This window comes from Streptomyces sp. NPDC090022 (assembly GCF_044748145.1).
In the GTDB taxonomy this organism is placed as follows: Bacteria; Actinomycetota; Actinomycetes; order Streptomycetales; family Streptomycetaceae; genus Streptomyces.
Genome location: NZ_JBIVFN010000003.1, coordinates 303,044 through 323,137 on the forward strand (window position 1 = coordinate 303,044; position 20,094 = coordinate 323,137).

The 20,094-nt window shown below is 73.5% G+C and carries 20 protein-coding genes; 14 read left to right on the forward strand and 6 right to left on the reverse strand.

Features of this window, described 5'->3' with window-relative positions; genetic code table 11:
• The first annotated feature begins 112 nt into the window (after positions 1 to 112).
• From ACIPXB_RS09230 to ACIPXB_RS09255, 6 genes are all read left to right on the forward strand, one after another.
• Positions 113 to 520, forward strand: a complete 408-nt coding sequence (locus tag ACIPXB_RS09230) for a hypothetical protein (RefSeq protein ID WP_401446617.1) — start codon at positions 113 to 115, stop codon at positions 518 to 520.
• Complete coding sequence (locus ACIPXB_RS09235) at positions 517 to 1,305, forward strand: transcriptional regulator (RefSeq protein WP_401446620.1); 789 nt, start codon at positions 517 to 519, stop codon at positions 1,303 to 1,305. Before ACIPXB_RS09230 ends, ACIPXB_RS09235 begins: the two co-directional genes overlap by 4 nt.
• 56 nt (positions 1,306 to 1,361) lie before the next feature.
• Positions 1,362 to 1,790 (forward strand): roadblock/LC7 domain-containing protein, encoded by a 429-nt coding sequence (locus ACIPXB_RS09240; protein ID WP_401446623.1) that lies wholly within the window; start codon positions 1,362 to 1,364, stop codon positions 1,788 to 1,790.
• Between the two features lie 132 nt (positions 1,791 to 1,922).
• A complete protein-coding gene (locus ACIPXB_RS09245) occupies positions 1,923 to 2,297 on the forward strand; it encodes a hypothetical protein (protein WP_401446626.1) in 375 nt (124 codons plus the stop codon).
• Between the two features lie 188 nt (positions 2,298 to 2,485).
• Positions 2,486 to 6,049, forward strand: a complete 3,564-nt coding sequence (locus ACIPXB_RS09250; protein WP_401446628.1) for a CDP-glycerol glycerophosphotransferase family protein — start codon at positions 2,486 to 2,488, stop codon at positions 6,047 to 6,049.
• A gap of 104 nt (positions 6,050 to 6,153) precedes the next feature.
• Positions 6,154 to 6,636, forward strand: coding sequence for a VOC family protein (locus ACIPXB_RS09255; protein ID WP_401446631.1), 483 nt, complete (start codon positions 6,154 to 6,156; stop codon positions 6,634 to 6,636).
• 57 nt (positions 6,637 to 6,693) lie between these two features.
• Here ACIPXB_RS09255 and ACIPXB_RS09260 read toward each other — a convergent pair whose 3' ends face one another.
• Positions 6,694 to 7,428 carry an SIR2 family NAD-dependent protein deacylase gene (locus ACIPXB_RS09260; protein WP_401446634.1) on the reverse strand — a complete coding sequence of 245 codons (735 nt, stop codon included), beginning with the start codon at positions 7,426 to 7,428 and terminating at the stop codon, positions 6,694 to 6,696.
• A gap of 166 nt (positions 7,429 to 7,594) precedes the next feature.
• Here ACIPXB_RS09260 and ACIPXB_RS09265 point away from each other — a divergent pair, with 166 nt between their 5' ends.
• The gene (locus ACIPXB_RS09265) at positions 7,595 to 8,062 is read left to right on the forward strand and encodes a hypothetical protein (protein ID WP_401446637.1); all 468 of its coding nucleotides are present in this window, start codon (positions 7,595 to 7,597) and stop codon (positions 8,060 to 8,062) included.
• Between the two features lie 79 nt (positions 8,063 to 8,141).
• The gene (locus ACIPXB_RS09270; protein WP_401447157.1) at positions 8,142 to 9,017 is read left to right on the forward strand and encodes a GNAT family N-acetyltransferase; all 876 of its coding nucleotides are present in this window, start codon (positions 8,142 to 8,144) and stop codon (positions 9,015 to 9,017) included.
• A 96-nt stretch (positions 9,018 to 9,113) separates the two neighbouring features.
• Here the strand turns inward: ACIPXB_RS09270 and ACIPXB_RS09275 are convergent, their stop codons facing one another.
• A complete protein-coding gene (locus ACIPXB_RS09275) occupies positions 9,114 to 9,557 on the reverse strand; it encodes an SSI family serine proteinase inhibitor (protein WP_401446640.1) in 444 nt (147 codons plus the stop codon).
• 387 nt (positions 9,558 to 9,944) lie between these two features.
• Between ACIPXB_RS09275 and ACIPXB_RS09280 the strand changes: the two genes are divergently transcribed.
• Both ACIPXB_RS09280 and ACIPXB_RS09285 read left to right on the forward strand, forming a co-directional pair.
• Complete coding sequence (locus ACIPXB_RS09280; protein WP_401446643.1) at positions 9,945 to 10,175, forward strand: YlcI/YnfO family protein; 231 nt, start codon at positions 9,945 to 9,947, stop codon at positions 10,173 to 10,175.
• Positions 10,176 to 10,177: 2 nt separating this feature from the next.
• Positions 10,178 to 10,549: a toxin Doc gene (locus ACIPXB_RS09285; RefSeq protein WP_401446646.1), complete on the forward strand. Its 372-nt coding sequence runs from the start codon at positions 10,178 to 10,180 to the stop codon at positions 10,547 to 10,549.
• A 5-nt stretch (positions 10,550 to 10,554) separates the two neighbouring features.
• Here the strand turns inward: ACIPXB_RS09285 and ACIPXB_RS09290 are convergent, their stop codons facing one another.
• Both ACIPXB_RS09290 and ACIPXB_RS09295 read right to left on the reverse strand, forming a co-directional pair.
• Entirely contained in the window at positions 10,555 to 11,019 is a 465-nt protein-coding gene (locus ACIPXB_RS09290) for a cyclic nucleotide-binding domain-containing protein (protein WP_401446649.1), read from the reverse strand.
• 137 nt (positions 11,020 to 11,156) lie between these two features.
• Positions 11,157 to 11,462: a hypothetical protein gene (locus tag ACIPXB_RS09295; RefSeq protein WP_401446652.1), complete on the reverse strand. Its 306-nt coding sequence runs from the start codon at positions 11,460 to 11,462 to the stop codon at positions 11,157 to 11,159.
• 189 nt (positions 11,463 to 11,651) lie between these two features.
• On the opposite strand from ACIPXB_RS09295, the gene ACIPXB_RS09300 reads away from it, so the two are divergent.
• Positions 11,652 to 13,598 carry a glycoside hydrolase family 5 protein gene (locus ACIPXB_RS09300; RefSeq protein ID WP_401446655.1) on the forward strand — a complete coding sequence of 649 codons (1,947 nt, stop codon included), beginning with the start codon at positions 11,652 to 11,654 and terminating at the stop codon, positions 13,596 to 13,598.
• Here the strand turns inward: ACIPXB_RS09300 and ACIPXB_RS09305 are convergent.
• On the reverse strand, positions 13,496 to 14,095 hold the full coding sequence (locus ACIPXB_RS09305) for an ATP-binding cassette domain-containing protein (protein ID WP_401446658.1): 600 nt from the start codon (positions 14,093 to 14,095) through the stop codon (positions 13,496 to 13,498). The two genes, ACIPXB_RS09300 and ACIPXB_RS09305, sit on opposite strands and share 103 nt — an antisense overlap.
• Before the next feature lie 40 nt (positions 14,096 to 14,135).
• On the opposite strand from ACIPXB_RS09305, the gene ACIPXB_RS09310 reads away from it, so the two are divergent.
• Positions 14,136 to 14,330 carry a histidine kinase gene (locus tag ACIPXB_RS09310; RefSeq protein ID WP_401446661.1) on the forward strand — a complete coding sequence of 65 codons (195 nt, stop codon included), beginning with the start codon at positions 14,136 to 14,138 and terminating at the stop codon, positions 14,328 to 14,330.
• Positions 14,331 to 14,595: 265 nt separating this feature from the next.
• Positions 14,596 to 17,334 (forward strand): LamG-like jellyroll fold domain-containing protein, encoded by a 2,739-nt coding sequence (locus tag ACIPXB_RS09315; protein WP_401446664.1) that lies wholly within the window; start codon positions 14,596 to 14,598, stop codon positions 17,332 to 17,334.
• 106 nt (positions 17,335 to 17,440) lie between these two features.
• On the opposite strand, the gene ACIPXB_RS09320 is transcribed toward ACIPXB_RS09315, so the two are convergent.
• Entirely contained in the window at positions 17,441 to 17,749 is a 309-nt protein-coding gene (locus ACIPXB_RS09320; RefSeq protein WP_401446667.1) for an ArsR/SmtB family transcription factor, read from the reverse strand.
• 51 nt (positions 17,750 to 17,800) lie between these two features.
• Between ACIPXB_RS09320 and ACIPXB_RS09325 the strand changes: the two genes are divergently transcribed.
• Positions 17,801 to 20,044, forward strand: a complete 2,244-nt coding sequence (locus ACIPXB_RS09325) for a heavy metal translocating P-type ATPase (protein WP_401446669.1) — start codon at positions 17,801 to 17,803, stop codon at positions 20,042 to 20,044.
• Positions 20,045 to 20,094 lie beyond the last annotated feature (50 nt).

Consider the following 20,094-nt stretch of genomic DNA (forward strand, 5'->3'; position numbering starts at 1 on the left):
TTCCATTGGAAAGTGCCAGAACACCCTTCCGCACTATGGAACTTCAGTAAGTTCATCCCTGTCGCGCCGTGCGACCGTGCACCACGCACACACGGCCGGGAGGGGAGCCCGCGTGCCCGGGATCGACGAATGCCTGCTCGAAGCCATGGCCCTGCCGGGTGCCCGCGGAGCCGCCCTGGTGGACTGGAGCAGCGGACTCGCGCTCGGCACCGCAGGAGACTCCCCGGTGGGCGACCACGAGACGACCGCCGCCGAGACCGCCGAGCTGGCCCGGGCGGCCGCCGAGTACGAATCGTTCGCGCCCTCCGGCGGCGGCGCCCCCGAGGGGCAGGCCGACGCCGGCCCGCCCGTCGAGGACCTGATCGTCACCACCCGTACGGGCTACCACGTGCTGCGTTTCGTCGAGACGAGCTTCGACAGCAGCGTCTTCCTCCACCTGTGGCTCGACCGGGCCGACGGCAACCTCGCCCTCGCCCGGATCAGACTCCGCGACCTGGCGGAAGGGCTGGTACTCAGATGACCATCCCCACCCAGCCCGGTCCCGGCGGCGCCGTGTCCCCGCTGCTGACCAGACTCGCCGCGGAGCGCGCCACCGGCGCCCTGCTCCGCGACCGGGGCACGCTCTTCCTGGAGGACGGGCGCATCGTCCACGCCGAGAGTCCGGCCACCCCCGGCCTCGACGTCCTCCTCACCACCGGCGGCGGCCTGGCCCCCGAACGCTGGCGCGAGGCCGTGGACCGGGCCGGCGCCCGCCGCCAGGTGGCCCGCTTCCTCGTCGACAGCGGCGGGCTGGCCGGTGGCGAACTGGAGATCTGCCACCTCGCGGCCATCTTCGACGCGGCCTTCTTCGCCCTCTCCCCGGGCAGCGGCCCCTCCCGCTTCCGCCGCGGGGCCACCCACTGGATCGGCTCGGTCCGCTCGGTTCCCGCCGAAGCCGTCGAGCGCGAGACCCGGCGGCGCCGCGAGCTGCTGGACGCGGTCTGGCCCTATCCGCAGCTCGACACCGCGCCCGTGGTGCCCCGCCCGGCGGCCCCCGGCCAGACGGTCACCAGCCGCCAGCGCGTCCTGCTGCGCCACGCGGACGGCGTCCGCACCCCGGCCGCGCTGGCCTGGACCCTGGGCCGGCCCGCCTTCCACACCGTGCTCGACGTACGGCGGCTGGCTGCCGCCGGCCTGGTCGAGACCCCGCACCTGCCGGCCCCCGCGCCGGACCCCACCGAACTGCCCGCCTGGATGACCCAGACCCAGCCCCCGGACGTGGCCCTGCTCCGCCGGTTACGCGACGCACTGGAGGCAAGCCTGTGAGGCTCCCGCTGCGACAGCTCACCGAGCGCAGGCAAGCCGAGAGGAGGAAGTCCGACATGAGTGCAAGCGTCATGGTTCCCGCCGAAGCCGAGGCCGAGATACTCGCCGAACTGCGTCGGCTGCGGGCCCGTGTCCCCCAGCTCACCGGGGCGCTCGCCGCCAGCGCCGACGGCCTGGTCCTCGCCCAGGACACCGCCGCCACCGAGGCCGAGGCGGTGGCCGCGCTGACCGCCGCCGCACTCGGGGTGGCCCAGCGGCTCAGCGACAGCACCGGGCAGGGCGACTTCCGCGAACTGCTCGTACGCGGCGAGCGCGGCTACGTCGCCACCTACGCCGCCGGTGAGACGGCCGTCCTGACGCTGATCGCCGAACCCCGCGCCAATGTCGGCCGCCTCCATCTGGAGGCCCGCCGTTCCAGTCTCCGTATCGCCGAGCTCATCGATCACACCCTCGGGCGCCGGTTCGGCCCGGGCGGCCGGGCCTGAGCGGTCACCGCCCGCGGCCCTCGGGCCCGCGTCCCTCCCGTGCCCGATGTCCACGCACGCGATCCCCACCCGCACATCACACCTTCACCTTCACCTTCACCTTCACCTTCACGTTCACTGAGAGGAACCCTCATGGCCAACGTCGACACCTCCCTCAAGGAAGCCACCACCTCGATCGAGGGCGTGATCGGCGCCGCCCTGGTCGACTACACCAGCGGCATGGCGCTGGGCACGATCGGGGGCGGCAAGGACCTCGACCTCACCGTTGCCGCCGCGGGCAACACCGACGTGGTGCGCGCCAAGGTCCGCACCATGGAGCACCTGGGCCTCAAGGACGAGATCGAGGACATCCTGATCACGCTCGGTACCCAGTACCACCTGATCCGGCTGCTGCGCGGCCGCGGCACCCAGGGCCTCTTCCTCTACCTCGCCCTGGACAACAAGCGCGCCAACCTGGCGATGGCCCGGCACCAGCTGAAGAAGATCGAAGCCGAACTCGAGGTCTGAGACGGGAACCGGAGGACCCCGTACCGCCGTCACACAGAGAGGTGGCGGGCGGCTGAATTCTTTGCCGTCCGCCCCGATGACCTGCACTGTTTCGTCCAGTTAAGGGGGGATTTTATAATCCCGTTACAGAGTAGGATGCTGTAATTAGCTGATCATCGCTAGAGAACCTGCTGGAGAAGTCCACCCCCATGCCCCCGCGCCTGAGCATCGTCGTCCCTGTCTACAACGTCGAGCTCTACCTCGACGAGTGCCTGGAATCCATCGCCGCCCAGACCTTCGACGACTTCGAGGTCGTCATGGTGGACGACGGCTCCACCGACTCCAGCGCCGTCATCGCCAAGAAGTTCGCCGAGCGTGACAAGCGGTTCCGGCTGGTGATGCAGGACAACGCCGGCCTCGGTGCCGCGCGCAACACCGGTGCCCGCCACATCTCCCCGGACAGCCAGTACCTGGCCTTCGTCGACAGCGACGACACCATGCCGGAGAACGCCTACCAGCTGATGGTCGACACCCTCGACGAGACCGGCTCGGACTTCGTCGGCGGCAACGTGCTGCGCTTCCGCTCCGTCGGCATGAACCAGTCCTGGGGCCACAAGGCGCCGTTCGCCAAGACCCGGCTCAAGACCCACATCTCCGAGTTCGCGCCGCTGGTCACCGACCGCACCGCCTGGAACAAGGTCTACCGCCGCACCTTCTGGGACGAGCACGGCTTCCAGTACCCCGAGGGCATCCTCTACGAGGACGCGCCCGTCTCCATCCCCGCGCACTACTTCGCCACCCGCGTCGACGTCCTCAGCGACGTCGTCTACCACTGGCGCGTGCGCGAGACCGGTGAGCGCTCCATCACCCAGCGCTCCACCGACCCGGTCTCCCTCATCGACCGCGTCACCTCGGTGCGCCTGGTCCGCGAGTCCCTCCAGGCCAAGCAGGGCGCCGAGTACGTCCGCTACCTGCGCGACTACGACCACAACGTGCTGAGCGAGGAGCTCCCGCTCATCTACAAGTACGTCCCCGAGGGCGGCCAGGAGTTCCGCGACGCCTTCGTCCGCGAGGTCGGCGGCCTGGTCCGCGAGATCGGCACCGAGCCGTGGTCCGACCTGACCGTCGCCGACCGCCTCAAGGCCTTCCTCGCCCGCGAGGGCCGCGTCGAGGACTTCATCGCCCTCCTCGAGCACCAGCAGGACTTCTCCTACAGCGTCCCGGTCAAGGGCCTGGCCCGCCCGCAGGCGGACTACCCCTTCCTCCAGGGCCGCCCGCCCGTCCCGGCCAAGGTGCTCACCCTCGGCAACCGCGAGCTGCGCGTCGTCAGCCGCGTCGAGCAGGCCGCCTGGGCCGGCGGCAAGCTGCTGCTGCGCGGCTACGCCCTGCCCGGCCACCTCGGCGCCGAGAGCCGCCTCGGCTCGCGCAAGATGCTGATCTTCCGCGAGAAGGGCAAGCGCCGCCGCTCGGTCGTCTCCGCCCGCACCATCGCCTCCCCGACGGCCACCGTCAACGCCCCGCACCTGGCCCTGCGCCACGCCGAGTGGGCCGGCTTCAGCGCCGTCGTCGACCCGTCGGTCTTCCAGCAGGGCGGCAAGTGGAACGACGGCGTGTGGACCACCTCCATCGCCGTCACCGGCGCCGGCGGCCTGCACCGCGCCCGCCTCAAGGGCGGTGACCACGACAGCGGCCTGACCCCGCCCGCCCACTGGGTGGCCCCCGACGTCCGCGTCGTCCCGGTCGTCGCCAACACCCTCACCATCAAGGTGGAGGTCGTCCGCGCCCGCGCCCTCGACGTCACCGCCGACGCCGACGGCGTCCTGGAGATCACCGGCGAACTGGCCGTCAACCCCGGCCCCGGCGCCGTGCTCTCCGCCGAGCACCAGACCACCGGCACCGTCCTGACCTTCCCGCTGGAGACCTCCGCCGGCGCCGCCGGCGGCCGGGTGCCCTTCAGCACCAAGGTCCCCGTCGCCGACCTGGCCGCCGTCCCGGACGCCGAGGCGGGGCCCGGCGAGTGGCTCCCCGAGCCGTGGAACCTGACCGTGGTCCGCGCCGACGGCACCGCCTACGACCTCGCGCACGACGAGCGTGGCGGCTTCACCGGCCTGGTCGTCCCGGTCCCCGGCGAGGGCGCCCGCGCCCTGTTCGCCAAGCGCACCAACACCGGCCAGCTCTGCCTGTCCATGCAGCCCTCGCCGCCGCTGGTCGACTCCGTCACCACCAAGGACGGCGTCCTCACCCTCAAGGGCACCTTCCACGCCCCGACCGACGAGCCGTACGAGTTCGTCCTGCACAACTGGCACGGCGAGGAGTTCAGCTACCCCGCCACCCGCGAGGGCGACCGCTTCGAGGCCTCCTTCGAGCCGATGCTGCCCGAGTCCTTCGCCGGCCGGACCTCGCTGCCGCACGGCCGCTGGTGGCCCACGCTGCGCCCGGTCGCCCAGGGTGGCACCACCGCCGGCCTGCTCGGCGTCGACCGCGGCGCCCCGGTCCAGCTGATCGCCCCGGCGCTCGGCAGCGGCCCGGCCGCCCTCACCGTCGCCGGCCGCCGGATGCGGGTCGAGGCCCGCTTCTACGACCGCATGGCGCTGGTCGCCGACGAGCTGAAGAGCCCGCACGACCGCTCCCGCTACGCGCAGCGCGTCGCCCGGGACATCACGTACCCGGCGCAGCGCAAGCTGCCGCTGAAGGACATGGTCGTCTTCGACACCTTCCAGGGCGACGGCGCCGGTGACTCCCCGCGCGCCATCCACGAGGAGCTGCTGCGCCGAGGCGAGAAGCTGGAGCACATCTGGCTCGTCCGCGACGGCCGCGCCGAGGTCCCGGCGACCGCCCGCGCGGTGCAGTACGGCAGCCTGGAGTTCTGGGAGGTACTGGCCCGCGCCAAGTACTTCGTCACCAACGACAGCGTCCCGCGCGAGTTCCACCGCCGCGACGACCAGCTCGTGATCCAGACGTGGCACGGCACGCCGCTCAAGCAGATCGGCCACGACTTCATCCACGACTACTACACCAGCCCGGAGATCCTGACCGCGCTGAAGCACGACAGTGCCCAGTGGTCGGTGCTGGTCTCCCCGTCCGCCTTCGCCACCCCGGTGCTCCAGCGCGCCCTCGGCTTCCAGGGCGAGACCATGGAGGTCGGCAGCCCGCGCACCGACGCGCTGCTGAACCCGGACGCCGAGCGGATCGCCGAGGTCCGCCGCCGGCTGGGCGTGCCCGAGGGCAAGAAGGTCGTCCTGTACGCCCCGACCTGGCGCGAGAACCGCGAGGGCTGGAGCGGCGGCTACAAGCTCGACCTCCAGATCGACCTGGACGCGGCCCGGCGCGAGCTGGGCGAGGACCACGTGCTGCTGGTCCGCGGCCACCACCGGGTCAAGGAGCAGGTCCGTGACGGCGTCCGCGACGGCTTCGTCATCGACGTCACGCGCTGGGCGGACCCGACCGACCTGCTGCTCGTCGCCGACGTCCTGATCTCCGACTACTCGTCGCTGATCTGCGACTTCACGCTGACCGGCAAGCCGATCCTGCTCTTCACGTACGACCTGGAGCACTACCGCGACACGCTGCGCGGCTTCACCTTCGCCTACGAGGAGAAGGCCCCCGGCCCGCTGCTGCGGGACTCCGAGAGCCTGATCGCGGCCGTGAAGGACGCGGACGCGGTCGGCGCGGAGTACGCCGAGGCGCGCGCCGCGTTCCGCGCGGAGTTCGCCGGCTTCGACGACGGCACCGCCGCCGAGAAGGTCGTCGACCGGATGCTCGGCACGAAGTAACCCACACGGGTGATCCGCACACTGGTCCCGGGCCCACCGATGAATTTCGGGCCCGGGACCGGTCTGTATGGCGAGGAAACACCCCCACTCGCCAGGAGGCAGACATGAGCGGCACCGGCTTCACCACGTGCCTGTGGTTCGACGACAACGCGCAGGAGGCGGCCGACTACTACGTCTCGGTGTTCAAGGACGGCCGGATCGGCCGGATCGGCCGCTACACCGAGGCGGGGCCCGGGGAGCCCGGCTCCGTCATGGTCGTCGAGTTCGAGATCAACGGACAGAAGTTCGTCGCCCTCAACGGCGGTCCGGAGTTCGACTTCACCGAGGCCGTCTCCTTCCAGATCCACTGCGCGGACCAGGCGGAGGCCGACCACTACTGGGACGTCCTGACGGCGGACGGCGGCCAGGAGGTCGCCTGCGGCTGGGTCAAGGACCGGTTCGGGCTGTCCTGGCAGGTCATCCCGACGGAGGCGCTGGAACTGGTCAGCGACCCGGACCCGCAGCGTGCGGCCCGGGCGAGCGCGGCGATGCTCACGATGAAGCGGCTGGACGTGGCCGCCCTGCGCAGGGCGGCGGACGCCGCGTGAGGACCCGCCGCACGTGACGGTGCCGTCGGCCGGCCACGCTCCGGCGGCGCCGCCCGCTCAGTCCTGCCCGGCGGCGAGCCGGCTCAGCAGCTTCGGGAGCGCCGTGCCGATCGGTTCCCGGATCACCTCGTCGGCCAGCGGGTCGTACGGGGTCTCCTCGGCGTTCACGATGATCAGGCGGGCGCCGTGCTCGGCGGCCATCCCGGCCAGCGAGGCCGCGGGCTGCACCTGCAGCGTCGTCCCGACGGCGATGAAGACGTCGCAGCCCTTGGCCACGGCCACCGCCTGCGCCAGCACCTCCGGGTCCAGGTGTTCGCCGAACATCACGGTGGCCGCCTTCAGGATCCCGCCGCACGCCGTGCAGGCGGGATCCGGCTCCCCGGCGGCCACCCGTGCGAGGGCGTCCGCCATGTCGGAGCGCACGTGGCAGCGCGTGCACACCACCGACCGGGCGCTGCCGTGCAGCTCGAACACCTTGCGCGCGGGCATCCCGGCCAGCTGCTGCAGACCGTCCACGTTCTGCGTGATCACCCGTACCGGGGTGCCGTCGCGCTCCAGCTCGGCGACGGCCCGGTGCGCGGCGTTCGGCCGGGCCCCGAGCGCGCCGATCTCGGCGCGCATCAGCCAGGACCGGCGCCGGACGTCGGCATCGGCCATGTAGTGCTCGTACGTGACGAGCTTCTCGGCGTCGGGCTCCCGACGCCACAGGCCCTGCGGCCCCCGGTAGTCCGGGATCCCGGAATCCGTGGACATCCCGGCCCCACTGAACACGACGACGAGCGGCTTCCCCATGGGGCCGACCCTACGGAGGCGACCGCCCGCGCGGCCAGCGTTTTACGACGACGGCACCCCGGCCGGCGCGGGAAGGGCGTTCCCGCGGTGAATTCCGGCACCCACCGGAGTGAGATCCGGGCGCCGCTCCGCCCGGCGGGAGCCGCCCGGCGGTTACACCCGAGCCATGAGGATCTCGTCCCACGGGCTCGCCGCCCTGTTCCTGTCCCTGTTCACCCTGCTCCCGTCGCCGCCGGTCCGTGCCGAGGGCCCCGTCGCCGCCCAGCGGCACACCGCGGCCCAGATCAGCCGGTTCCTGACCGGGTTCTACGGCGACCACGGCCCCACCGCCCAGGCCCGCAGGCACCACGTCTCGCGGCACCTGAGGGACAAACAGCGTCGCAACCCCGGAGCCGACGTCGTCCTGTGCGCGAGCGCCGCGCCGCAGGACATCACCATCGGCGAGGTCACCGTCGCCCCGTCGGCGCGGGTCGGCTGGGCCACCGTCACCACCCACTGGCGCGGCGGCGACACCGACACGCACACCGCGTACGTACGGCTCGACTCCCGGCCGATCGAGCTGGACGACGTGATCTGCGGACCGGCCGCCGAGCCCCCCGGTCCCGCCGATACGCCCTCCCCGTACGCCTCCTGACGGACGGACACGATCTGGTACAACACCTGTCATGACGGAATCGACACGTTCGGTGGATTCGGCGGCTTCGGTGGATTCGATGCGTTCGGCGGCTTCGGGGAGTTCCGCGCGGTTCGAGATCGCGGGGGCGAGCGGCGCCGACATGGAGCTGTTCCGCACCTGGGCCGAGGACGAGGGCTGGAACCCGGGGGACACCGACCGCCTGGCCTTCGCCGTGGCCGACCCGCGGGGCTTCCTCGTCGGCCGGCTCGACGGCGAGCCGGCCGCCTGCATCTCGGCCGTCCGCTACGGCACCGGCTTCGGCTTCATCGGCTTCTACATCGCCCGCCCCGCCTTCCGCGGCCAGGGGTACGGCATCCAGCTCTGGCAGGCCGGGATGGAGCGGCTCGACGGGCGGCTCGTCGGCCTCGACGGAGTGGTGGAGCAGCAGGACAACTACCGCAAGTCCGGGTTCCGCCGGGTCTGGAACAACGTCCGCCACGAGGGGACGCCGCAGGGCGGCCCCCGCCCGCTCGCCGACGGCGTCCGGCTGGTCGACGCCGCCACGCTGCCCTTCGGCGTGCTGGCGGCGTACGACCGGAGGTTCTTCCCCGAGGCGCGCGACGCGTTCCTGTTCGCCTGGACCGGTCTGCCCGGCCGGACCGCGGTCGCCGCCGTCCGCGACGGGCGTATCGAGGGCCTCGGCGTCATCCGGCCGTGCAGCGGCGCCTGGCGCGTGGGCCCCCTCTACGCCGGCACCCCGCAGATCGCGGCCGCCCTCCTGCACCGGCTCGCGCAGGACGCCCCGGGCGGCGCCGTCGCCGTGGACGTGCCCGACGCCAACCCGGCCGCGACCGCCCTGATGGCGGAACTCGGGCTGGTCCCGACCTTCGAGGCGGCCCGGATGTACACCGGGCCCGCACCCGAGGTCGACCTCGCCGGAATGTACGCCGTCACCAGTCTCGAACTGGGCTGAGACACGGACGGCCGCGCGGCCTTCGGCGTGCCGCGCGGCCGTCCGAGACCGCCAGGAGCGGCCGGGGGGCCGTCGGTCAGCGACGGTCGGGGACCGTCAGAAGCGGAAGAGCGCCCCGCTGCCGTGCCGCATCGCGCACGGGTTGCCGAAGGTGTGCGTGTACGCCACGCGCCGCCCGTTCCACACCCCGTCCGCCGTGACGGTCATCGGATCCCATTCCTTCGAACAGCGGACCCCGGTGGCCGGCATCGTGATGGTGTCGAACATGGCGTCGGCCGCCCGCAGTTCGGCGCAGGCGGCGGCCGGCGCCGGGTGCGTGCCGCTCGGCCGCGGCGCGCAGACGAGCGTCACCGCGCGCAGCGCCGTACCCTCGTCCGGGTCGTCCCCCGCCGTGATGGCGAGCACGAGCGCGGACGGCGCGTACAGGCTCTCGGTGCCGGAGGGCGCGGCGCCCGCCACCCCCGAGCCGGCCAGCGCCGTGAGCGCGGTGAGCGCCATGGCGGCGGAAGCGAGACCCAGACCCCTTGCGATGGACCGCATTGCGAACACTCCCCAGGTAGTGGTTTCGGATAGCGGACATGAGTCTTGCCCACTTCCGCCATGAACGCCCGCCCCCGGCGTCAATTCTCGTCACCAACCGTGACCGTTCGAGTGCAGGTTGCAGCCGGTCGGGTGGTGCTGACCTGTGCCGCAGCACGCCGCCGAATCGGCCGGGACCCAACCGGAGGGACCGGGGCCGGGGCCGGCCCGGGGGTGTCGGCCGGGGCGCCGGCGGGGGCGGGCGGGCGGACGGGAACGGGCGGCGCCGGTCGGGGAGCGGACACGAACGGTCGGGAAGCCGCCGGGTGTTGGTCGCGGCAGGTCAGCCGGGCCGGCCGGCCCGGTCGACCCCTGTCCGGGCCGCCGGGGCTGCGGTACCGTCGGAGCATGTCGAAGCAGGTGACGATCCGGGTCGACGAAGAACTGCACGAGCGGCTGAAGCGGCGTGCGCGGGCCGAGGGCACCACGGTGTCGGCGCTGATCACCGAGGCGGCGCAGCACGCGGTCCGCGACCCCCGCCTCGACGGCGCCACCGAGGTCTTCCGCGCGTTCGTCGCGGAGCAGGCGGGCGCGTTCGACAAGGAGTTCCCCGAGGACGCGCCGAGCGGAACCCGCTGACCGTGGACCTGCTCATCGACGTCCGCTGGCTGCTGGAGCGGCAGGCCGACCTGCTGCCCAGACAGCCCTCGGTGCACGACTTCTCGGCGCTGTCGGCCGCCGTCGGCCGGCACCGCGTCAAGATCACGCAGCTCGGCGCCACCGTCGACAACGCCTGGCGCGCGGCCGCGCTGATGCACTCCATCATCCGGCTCCGGCCGCTCCCGGCCCGCAACGCGCTCTTCGGCGCGGCGGTCGCCATCGCCTACATGCACGCCGCCGAGGAGCGGCTCGAAGCGCCGTACGGCCAGCTCGTCATCCTGGCGCGGGACCTCGACGCCGGGCGCGCCGACGCGTACGAGGCGGCCGCCAAGCTCCGCTCCTGGCGGATCTGAAGGGCCTACTGGGTGGCGCTGACGCGCGGGGCGTAGAGGTCCAGCAGGCGGATCCGGGTCTGCTGGAGGCGGTGGGCGAGGACCCGGCCGACCCAGTGGCCCAGCGCCGAGCCGAAGGCCGGGTCGGCGTCCATCTGCATACGGACCGCCTCGGCATCGAATTCGTACGCGCGCACGAGGGTCATCGCCTCCGCGGTGAGCTGGCAGACGTACGGCGGGAACAGCCAGGACCAGCCCACCAGCTCCCCGGGGCCGAGGTTCTCGATGGGCGCCGGGCGGCGCCGGCCGGGCAGCGGGAGCTGCAGCGTCACCGTGCCGGAGCGCACGATCCAGAACGACTCCGCCCGGGCGCCCTCCTCGAAGAGCAGCGCACCCTCACGGACATTGACCTCGCGCGCGAGCGCCATGAGGCGGCGCCGGTGCTCGGCGGACAGGACGGCAGCCATCCGGATGGGGGAAGGTGTGCTCACGACGGCCTCCGATCGATCGAACGAACCCGATCTCCGCAGCCCCCCTCACCACGGCCCCCCCTCACCCCAGTGTCGCCGACGACCGGGCGGACCGTCCCGCTCGGTGCGCCACGTCCTCGCACCGGTTTCCCGGACCGCTACTCCTCGGGGTTGCCGGCCTCCAGGCAGGCCAGTTCCATCGAATCCAGCACCGCCTCGTGGCTGCGCCCGCTCAGCTCGGCGACGTTCTCTATCTGCGCCGTCGCCCAGGACGCCAGGGTCATCACCAGCACCCGCAGGCCGTCCGTGCCGTGCTCGGCCAGGATCGCGTCGGCCGCCACCATGGCGCCCTCCGGCACCCGCTCCGGAGGCTCCAGCCCCACCAGTTCCCGCAGCAGCGCCATCGTCCGCCGGGAGATCTCCGGTGTGATCTCCGCCAGCCGCAGGTCCTCTTCCCGGTCCATCCGCCCGCCCTCCCACTCCCGCGCCCATCGCCTGCACCGCACGGTAGAGCGTGCGCGGGCGCGGCGGAGGGCTTTTCGCGGGGAGCGGGCGCCGCGGGCCACCGGATGGCTTCCGGTGTGGTCAACCGGCCGGTAACTTGTCCTCGCCCTCACCCCCACGGCCCCCGGCCCGGACCCCGACAGGTACCCATGAAGACCTTACTGACCACTGCGCGCGGACTGCTGCTCGCAGCCGTCGCCCTCGCCCTGGCGGTCCCGCCCGCGGCCGCGGTGCCGGGGCCACCACCGGCCGCACCGGCCGCCGTAACTCCCACGAACGGCGCCGTGTCCGCCGTGAGCGCGGCGAGCGCCGCCTGGACCCCGCCGCTGTCCACCCGGGGCCGCTACATCGTCGACGCCCAGGGCAACCGCTTCCGCCTGCGCTCGGGCAACTGGGACGGCGCCCAGGGCTCCTGGAACGGCTCGGGGGACCCGGCCGACCCGGCCACCCACCACGCCGGCCAGCCCTCGTACGGCATACCGATCGGCCTCGACCGGGCTCCGCTGCCCGCCCTGCTCGCCGACTTCCGCGCGCTCGGCCTCAACAGCATCCGGCTGCCGTACTCCAACGAGATGCTGCGCACCACCGCCCCCGTGCCCGACGCGGCCGTCGCCGCCAACCCCGCGCTGCGCGGCCGGACCCCGCTCCAGGTCTTCGACGCCGTCGTCGAGGCGCTCACGGCCGACGGATTCGCCGTCATCCTCAACAACCACACCGTCACCACCCGCTGGTGCTGCGGCCTCGACGGCAACGAGCGCTGGAACAGCAGCGGCCGGTCCACCCGGCAGTGGGCCGACGACTGGGTGACCATCGCCCGCCGCTACCGGTCCAACCCGCGCGTGGTCGGCGCCGACCTCTACAACGAGGTGCGCCGTGACGTCTGGAACGACCCCAACTGGGGCCTGGGCGACAACCACGACTGGCACGCCGCCGCGCAGGAGGCCGCCGACCGCATCCTCACCGAGGCCAACCCCGACCTCCTGGTGATCGTCGAGGGCATCAACTGGACCGGCCTGCCCATCGACGGCTTCCCGCATGGCCGCCCCACCCTCACCCCGGCCCGTACCCTCTCCCACACCCTCGTCGTCTCCGGCAAGCTGGTCTACTCGGCCCACTTCTACGGCTACACCGGACCGAACCACAGCGGTGCGACCGGCATGGGCGAGACCCACGACCCCCGCTACCAGGACCTCTCGCGCGAGCAGCTCCACCAAGTCCTGCGCGACCAGGCGTTCTTCGTCTCCGCGGAGACCGGGGCGCACTTCACCGCGCCCGTCTGGGTCAGCGAGTTCGGCATCGGCGCCGACGAGCAGGGCGCGGCGCCCCGCGCCTGGTTCGGCAACCTCACCGACTACCTGACCAGCGCCGACGCCGACTTCGCGTACTGGCCGCTCGTCGGCTGGAGCGGCGGACCGGGCGGCTCCGGCGGCGACACGTGGGCGCTGCTGCGCTACGACACCGCCGGCCGCCGCTCCGGAGCCCTGGACGCGGGGGACTGGCGTACGCCGGCCTGGAACGCCCTGGTCACCACCCCCGGCCGCACCGGGCAGGTCCCGGCCACGCCCTCCTGGTACCAGCTGACCACCGACCACCGCGACCACGTCGCCTCCCTGCGGACCCGGGCCGGCGGCGACTGGGACAACGGCGCGCGCAAGGCGGTCTGCCCGGACGGCTCCCGGCTCGCAGGGCTGAGCCACACCGGCGGCCGCGGCCTGTGCGTCACCTCCGACCTGCGCGCCGCCGACGGCGGACACACGGTCGTCCGGAACGAGGCGTACGTCCCGCCGGGCGGTGACTGGGCGAGCGGCTACACCAAGTTCCAGTGTCCGGCGGGGCAGTTCCTCATCGGCTACAGCGTGCGCGGCGAGCGGGTCTCCGCCGCCCTGTGCGCCCCGGCCCGCACGGCGCTCCCGGGCGGCGGCCGCACGGTCTGGTTCGACCGCGGCGACAACCGCCCGGCGGGCGCGCCGGGGGCCGACTACGCGTACGGGCGCTACAAGGGCCAGTGCCTGCCCGGCGAGTACGCGGCGGGCATCGCCTTCACCACCCGGGTGGGCTCCCGCCCGTCCCCGGCCGCGCTGCTCTGCCGCGGCTGACGGGCCGGCGGGCCGGCGGGACCGGGCCGGGCCCCGTCGGGACCGGGCCGGGCCCGCCGCCGGTTCTTCCGCCGGGCGCACCAGCGGCGGCCGCCGTACGCCGGCAGGGCGGCGGAGCCCAGCACGCAGCCCACCACGGCCGGTACGGAGAGCATCGTCAGGTAGACGGCGACGACCTGGTTCGGGGTGAAGCCCAGGGCCTTGAGCACCCCGATGTGCCGGTACCCGGAGACGACCGCCCCGCTGACCACGTTGCCGACGATCAGGGCGGAGACCAGCAGGCCGAGGATGCCGAAGAGCGTCATGAACGGGAGATAGGTGCCCGACGTCGGCCGGTCCGGGCCGGCCACCATGTTGAGCAAGGTGGACTTGCCGCAGCCGGAAGGGCCCATCACGGCGACCGCGTCCCCCGCCCTGATCTCCAGCGACAGGCCGTCCAACGCCTTCGCGTCGCCGTACTCCTTGTGCACGCCATCTGGGACGATCTGGCTGGTCATCGCCCTGGCGGCGGCAGTTGGCGCCGCTGGGTGTCTGTGCGTGGCGGTGGTTCGGGCGCGGCGGCTGCACCAGGCGGCCCTCGAGGAGCGCGGCTGGCTGCTGGAGCGGGAGCGCGAGAGCGCGGCGCGGACCGCGGTCGACGCCGAGCGGGCCAGGATCGCGGCCGAGCTCCACGACATCGTCAGCCACAACGTGAGCCTCATGGTCGTCCAGGCCGGGGCCGCCTGCGACTGACACCGCCGAGCCGTGGGGGGGCGGAGTTGAGCGTCGCGCGGTGCCCCGAGGGCCGGCGCACGGTCGGCGGTGGCTACGAGGCTGCGGCGATCGGGAGGACGACCTGTCCCGAGCCCCGCCCGCGCCCTACGACGGTTCGGCAACCGATGCGTCAAATGTGCTGACCTGATCCCGGTTTGACCCTAAGGTGCGCCAGAACACATCGAGTTGCAGAACCACTGCACTTGCACTGGGGGGTTCATTGAGCAGACCCATACGGAGATCCGTGTCCAGGACTTCGCGCGCGGCCGCCGCCGCGCTCGCCCTGTCGCTGGCCGGGTTCGGCGCGAGCGTCGGCCTCGGCCTCGTACCGCAGGCGGCCGCGGTCACGCCGCCGGTGGCCTTCACCGCCGACGCGCTGGCCACCTGGCAGCCCAACGGCATCGTCTGGGCGCTCGCCGAGGCGGGCGGCACCGTCTTCGCCGGCGGCACCTTCTCCGCCGTACGGCCCCCCGCGGGCACCGGCGGGACCGAGCGGCCGGCGGTCAACTTCGTGGCCCTGGACGCCGCGACCGGCGCGCCGACCTCCTGCACGCTGTCCTTCACCGTCGGCAGCGGCACCGCCACCGTCCGCGCGCTGGCCCTCTCGCCCGACAAGCAGACCCTCTACGCGGGCGGCTACTTCGGTGCCGTCAACGGCATGCCGGTCAGCAGCCTTGCCGCGATCGACGTCGCCACCTGCACCCCGAAGGCCTCCTTCCGGCCCGCCTTCGCCGCCACCGTGCGCGCCCTCGCCGTCACCGACGACACCGTCTACGCGGGCGGCGACTTCCTGAGCGTGGCCGGCCAGCCGCGCGGGCGCTTCGCGGCCGTCGCCACCGCCGACGGCACGCTGCGGCCCTTCCGCGCCGACGCCGACGAACCCGGCCGGGCCGTCGAGGTCACCCCCGACGGCACACGCGTCCTGCTCGGCGGCGACTTCTTCACCGTCAACGGCACCACCAGCCACGCGCTCGCCGTGGTCGACGCGACCAGCGGCGCCCTCGCCAAGGCCTACCCGGGCTTCATCGAGACGAACTCGGTCGTCAAGGACATCGCCACCGACGCCACCGGCTTCTACACCGCCAACGAGGGCACCGGCGGCGGCGTGTTCGACGGCCGGATCGCGCTCGACCTGGCCGGCCTGGGCCAGCGCTGGCGCGACACCTGCCTGGGCGCGACGCAGGCCGTCCTGCCGTACCAGAACGTGCTCTACAGCGCCTCGCACGCGCACGACTGCTCCAGTGTCGGCGAGTTCCCCGACGGCCGGCGCCACCACCTGCTGGCCCAGCCCACCAGTGGCACCGGAAAGCTCGGATGGGCCCCGGACACCAACGACGGCATCGGCGAGGGCATCGGCCCGCGCGTCATGGCGGTCGGCGCCAAGGCCGGGGTGCAGTACCTGTGGGTGGGCGGCGAGTTCACCACCGTCAACGGCGCCGCCCAGCAGAGCCTGACCCGGTTCGCCTCGACCGGCGACACCGGCGCGCCGACCGTCCCGCTCGCCGGGGCCGTCAGCGTCACGCCCGGCCAGGTGCAGGTCCGCTGGCGCACCAGCCTCGACCTGGACGACAGCACGCTGACGTACCGGATCCACCGCAACGGCGCGGCCACCCCCGTCGCCACGGTCAACGCGGACTCGCTGTTCTTCAAGCGCCCGCAGGCCTCCTGGACGGACACCCAGGTCACGCCCGGCCAGACCTACTCCTACCGGGTCACGGCCTCGGACGCGGCGGGCAACACCAGCGCCCTGTCGGCGACGGCGACGGTGACCGTACCGCTCTCGCCCGAGGCCTATCCGGCCCAGGTGCGCGCCGACGGCGCCCAGCTGTACTGGCGCTACGACGAGTCGGCCCTGCCGTACGTCGCCGACTCCTCCGACGGCAACGCGAGCGGCGTGCACTTCAACGGCCCGGCGCTGCGCCAGACGCCCGGCGCGGTGACCGGCGCGAGCACGGCGATCGGCTTCAACGGAACCGACAACCGGGTGTACGCCGACCGCCGCACGACGGTGGGCGGCGCGTACACGATCGAGACCTGGTTCCGGACGGGCACCACGCGCGGCGGCAAGCTGTTCGGGTTCGGCAACAACCAGGAACGCGGCAGCAGCCAGTACGACAAGCACCTCTACATGACCAATGACGGCCGGCTGGTCTTCGGTGTCTACACGGGGGCCACCCGCACCATCACCACCGGGGGCACCGCCCGTTACAACGACAACGCCTGGCACCACGTCGTCGCGACCCAGGGCCCCGGCGGGATGACCCTGTACGTCGACGGGGTCCAGCAGGGCACGCTGAACGTCACCGGGCACGAGAACTACAGCGGCTACTGGCACGCGGGCGGCGACAGCCTCGGCGGCTGGCCCGACCGGCCCGCCTCCGAGTTCTGGTCCGGCCGGCTGGACGAGACGGCCGTCTACCCGACGGTCCTGAGCGCCGCCCAGGTCCAGAACCACTTCAACCTGGCCAAGGCCCCGGCCGACACCGTGCTGGAGGTGCCGGCCGTGGCGGACACGTACGCCAACGCGGGCGCGCCGGGCACCAACTACGGCACGTCCAGCTCGCTGGCGGTGCGCGGCAGCTCCTTCTACGCCGGCTACCTGCGCTTCGACCTGCCCGCCGCGCCCGCCGGGACGGTGCTGAAGGCGGCCACGCTCGGCGTGAAGACGAGCACCATGGCCGGCGCGGGCACGGCCGACGCGGTCTCGGCGGTCCCGGTCACCGGGGCGTGGACCGAGGACGGGACGACGTACGCCAACCGCCCGGACGTCGGCGCCCAGGCGCTCGGCGGCTTCGCGGGCGTCCCGGACGGTTCGGCGGTCCACACGACGGGGCTCGCCACGGCTCCCCTCGCGGCGGCGCTGGGTACGTCGTACGACCTGGCACTGACCAGCGGGGGGACCGACGCGCTGTGGCTGTGGTCGTCGGAGGCCCAGGCGAACGAGGGCACCCCGCGGCTGACGCTGACCTTCGGGGCGCCGTGACCCCGGGTCGGGGTTGAGGTGGGGCGCATCCGGCGGAGCCGGGTGCGCCCCCGCGTGTGCGGTGCGTGCGGTGCGTGTGGTGCGTGCGGTGCGTGGGGCTCCGTGCTCAGGTCGCCGGGCCGTCGCCGTGGTGGACGTGGGCCAGGACCTGGTGGAGCAGGGCGGTGACGTGGTCGTCGTGGAGCTCGTAGACCACGCTGCGGCCCGTGCGGCGGCCGGTGACCAGGCTGAGGTGGCGCAGCAGGCGCAGATGGTTGGAGACCGTCGGCTGGCTCAGGGCGAGGTCCTCGGCGAGATCGCCGACCGAGCAGGGGGAGTGCAGCAGACGGGCCAGGATCCGGATGCGGGCGGGCGAGGCGAGGCCCTGCATCACTTCCGCGACCGCCGTGGCGTCCGGCTCGGACAGGAGTTCCATAGGTGGCAGTCTACAGATGCACATATGTGGATGTGCTGATATGTTGATGTCATGAATGCTGTGAACGCTGTGAACGCTGCGAACGAGCACGCGGCACACCGCTCCGGTTCCGCCCCCGGTTCCGCCGCCGGTTCCGCCGCCGGTTCCGCCCCTGTGTCCGCCGCGACCTGCCCCTCCTGCGCCGCCCTCGCCCCGCCGCGGTCCCGCCGCCGGGCGCTCCGGCAGGTGCAGCTGGCCTCCCGGCCGCCGAACGCCTCCTCGCGGGAGCCCGGGGAGACGGTCCCTGGGGAGACGGATCCCGAAAGGACGGAGCGCGACTCCGGGCACGCGCACGGCTTCCTCGGTGAGCGTGCCGAGCTGACCGCCGCCCTGCTGGCGCTCGCCGGGTACCTCACCGGACTGGTCCTGGAACTCACCGGCCGCGGCGGGGGGCTCCCCCTCGCGCTGTTCATGAGCGCCTACGTCTTCGGCGGGTTCTTCACCGTCCGCGAGGCCCTCGCCGCCGTCCGCCGGGGCCGCTTCGAGGTCGACTTCCTGATGCTGGTCGCCGCCGCGGGCGCCGCGGGCATCGGCCGGTGGGAGGAGGGCGCGATCCTGCTCGTCCTCTTCAGCCTCGGCCATGCCCTGGAGGGGTACGCCCTCGGGCGCGCCCGGCGCTCCATCGAGGCCCTGGGCGAGCTGGCCCCCCGCACCGCCCTGGTACGGCGCGACGGCGCGGGCGGGGGCGGGGACGCTGGAGCGGGTGCGGGGACGGTGGAGGTGCCGGTCGAGCAGCTGGCCATCGGCGACACGGTCGTCGTCCGCCCCCACACCCGGATCCCCGCCGACGGCTTCGTCGCCACCGGGGAGAGCAGCGTCGACCAGTCGCCCATCACGGGCGAGAGCGTCCCCGCCGACAAGGGCCCCGTCGCCGACCGCGCGGCCGCCCTCGCCGACCCCGCCGGGGTGGCCGCCGGCCACCGGGTCTTCGCGGGCACGGTCAACGGCGCCGGCACGCTGGACGTCGTCGTCACCCGCCTCGCCCGCGACAACACGCTCGCCCACGTGGTCCGCATGGTGCGGGACGCCGACCAGCGCACCTCACCGACGCAGGCGTTCACCGACCGGTTCCAGAAGATCTTCGTCCCGGCGGTGCTCGCCCTGGTCGCCGTCCTGCTGGGCGTCGGCAGCCTCACCGGCGAGCCGTTCACCGACACCTTCTACCGGGCGATGGCCGTCCTCGTGGCCGCCAGCCCCTGCGCCCTGGCCATCGCCACGCCGGCCGCCGTCCTCAGCGCCGTCGGCCGGGCCGCGCGCGGGGGCGTGCTGGTCAAGGGCGGTGCCCCGCTGGAGGAGTTCGGCCGGCTGACCACCCTCGCCTTCGACAAGACCGGCACGCTCACCGAGGGCCGTCCCCGCCTCACCGAGATCGAGCCCGCCAAGGGCGTCGGCCACGACGAACTGCTGCGCACCGCGATCGCCGTCCAGCGCCTGAGCGACCACCCGCTCGCCCAGGCCGTCGTCCGCGACGGCCCCGCCCTCCTCGGCCGGCCGGGCCCTGAGGCCACGGCGAGCGGCCTGGAGGCCCTCGTCGGGCGGGGCGTCACCGCCGAACTCGACGGGGAGCGCGTCCACATCGGCAGCCTCGCCTACGTCGGCACGCTCGCCGGACCGCCCGTACCGCAGACGCTGCGCGCCCGTACGGAGGAGCTCTCCGCCGCCGGCCGCACCACGATGGTCGTCCGGCGCGGCGACCGCCACCTCGGCACGCTCGCCCTGATGGACGCACCGCGCCCGGAGGCCGCCGGCACGGTGGCGGAACTGCGGCGGCTCGGCATCACGCGCATGGTGATGCTCTCCGGCGACGACCCGCGGGTGGCCGACGCCGTGGGCCGCGAGGTCGGCATGGACGAGGTCCAGGGCGGCCTGCTGCCCGAGGACAAGGTCACCGAGGTGGCCCGGCTGCGCGCCGGCTCCCGTACGGCGATGATCGGCGACGGGGTCAACGACGCGCCCGCGATGGCCGGGGCCACGGTGGGCGTGGCGATGGGCGCCGCCGGGTCGGCGGTCGCCCTGGAGACCGCGGACATCGCGCTGATGTCCGACGACCTGCGCCGCCTGCCCTTCATCACGGGCCTGAGCCGCCGGGCGAGCCGGATCATCCGGCAGAACCTCTGGCTGAGCCTGGGCATCGTCGCGGTCCTGGTCCCGGCCACCGCCCTGGGCCTGGGCATCGGCCCGGCGGTCCTCGTGCACGAGGGCTCCACCCTCCTCGTGGTGGCCAACGCCCTACGGCTGCTGCGCCACCCCGACTGAACGGCCGACCGGGGCCCACGCCGACCGGACGCCTCCCGTCCGCCGGACGG

Bases quoted from the DNA above. Each gene is read 5' to 3' on its own strand.
- ACIPXB_RS09235 (WP_401446620.1), top strand. From the start codon at position 517: ATGACCATCCCCACCCAGCCCGGTCCCGGCGGCGCCGTGTCCCCGCTG.
- ACIPXB_RS09240 (WP_401446623.1), top strand. From the start codon at position 1,362: ATGAGTGCAAGCGTCATGGTTCCCGCCGAAGCCGAGGCCGAGATACTC.
- ACIPXB_RS09245 (WP_401446626.1), top strand. From the start codon at position 1,923: ATGGCCAACGTCGACACCTCCCTCAAGGAAGCCACCACCTCGATCGAG.
- ACIPXB_RS09250 (WP_401446628.1), top strand. From the start codon at position 2,486: ATGCCCCCGCGCCTGAGCATCGTCGTCCCTGTCTACAACGTCGAGCTC.
- ACIPXB_RS09255 (WP_401446631.1), top strand. From the start codon at position 6,154: ATGAGCGGCACCGGCTTCACCACGTGCCTGTGGTTCGACGACAACGCG.
- ACIPXB_RS09260 (WP_401446634.1), bottom strand. From the start codon at position 7,428: ATGGGGAAGCCGCTCGTCGTCGTGTTCAGTGGGGCCGGGATGTCCACG.
- ACIPXB_RS09265 (WP_401446637.1), top strand. From the start codon at position 7,595: ATGAGGATCTCGTCCCACGGGCTCGCCGCCCTGTTCCTGTCCCTGTTC.
- ACIPXB_RS09270 (WP_401447157.1), top strand. From the start codon at position 8,142: ATGCGTTCGGCGGCTTCGGGGAGTTCCGCGCGGTTCGAGATCGCGGGG.
- ACIPXB_RS09275 (WP_401446640.1), bottom strand. From the start codon at position 9,557: ATGCGGTCCATCGCAAGGGGTCTGGGTCTCGCTTCCGCCGCCATGGCG.
- ACIPXB_RS09280 (WP_401446643.1), top strand. From the start codon at position 9,945: ATGTCGAAGCAGGTGACGATCCGGGTCGACGAAGAACTGCACGAGCGG.
- ACIPXB_RS09295 (WP_401446652.1), bottom strand. From the start codon at position 11,462: ATGGACCGGGAAGAGGACCTGCGGCTGGCGGAGATCACACCGGAGATC.
- ACIPXB_RS09300 (WP_401446655.1), top strand. From the start codon at position 11,652: ATGAAGACCTTACTGACCACTGCGCGCGGACTGCTGCTCGCAGCCGTC.
- ACIPXB_RS09305 (WP_401446658.1), bottom strand. From the start codon at position 14,095: ATGACCAGCCAGATCGTCCCAGATGGCGTGCACAAGGAGTACGGCGAC.
- ACIPXB_RS09320 (WP_401446667.1), bottom strand. From the start codon at position 17,749: ATGGAACTCCTGTCCGAGCCGGACGCCACGGCGGTCGCGGAAGTGATG.
- ACIPXB_RS09325 (WP_401446669.1), top strand. From the start codon at position 17,801: ATGAATGCTGTGAACGCTGTGAACGCTGCGAACGAGCACGCGGCACAC.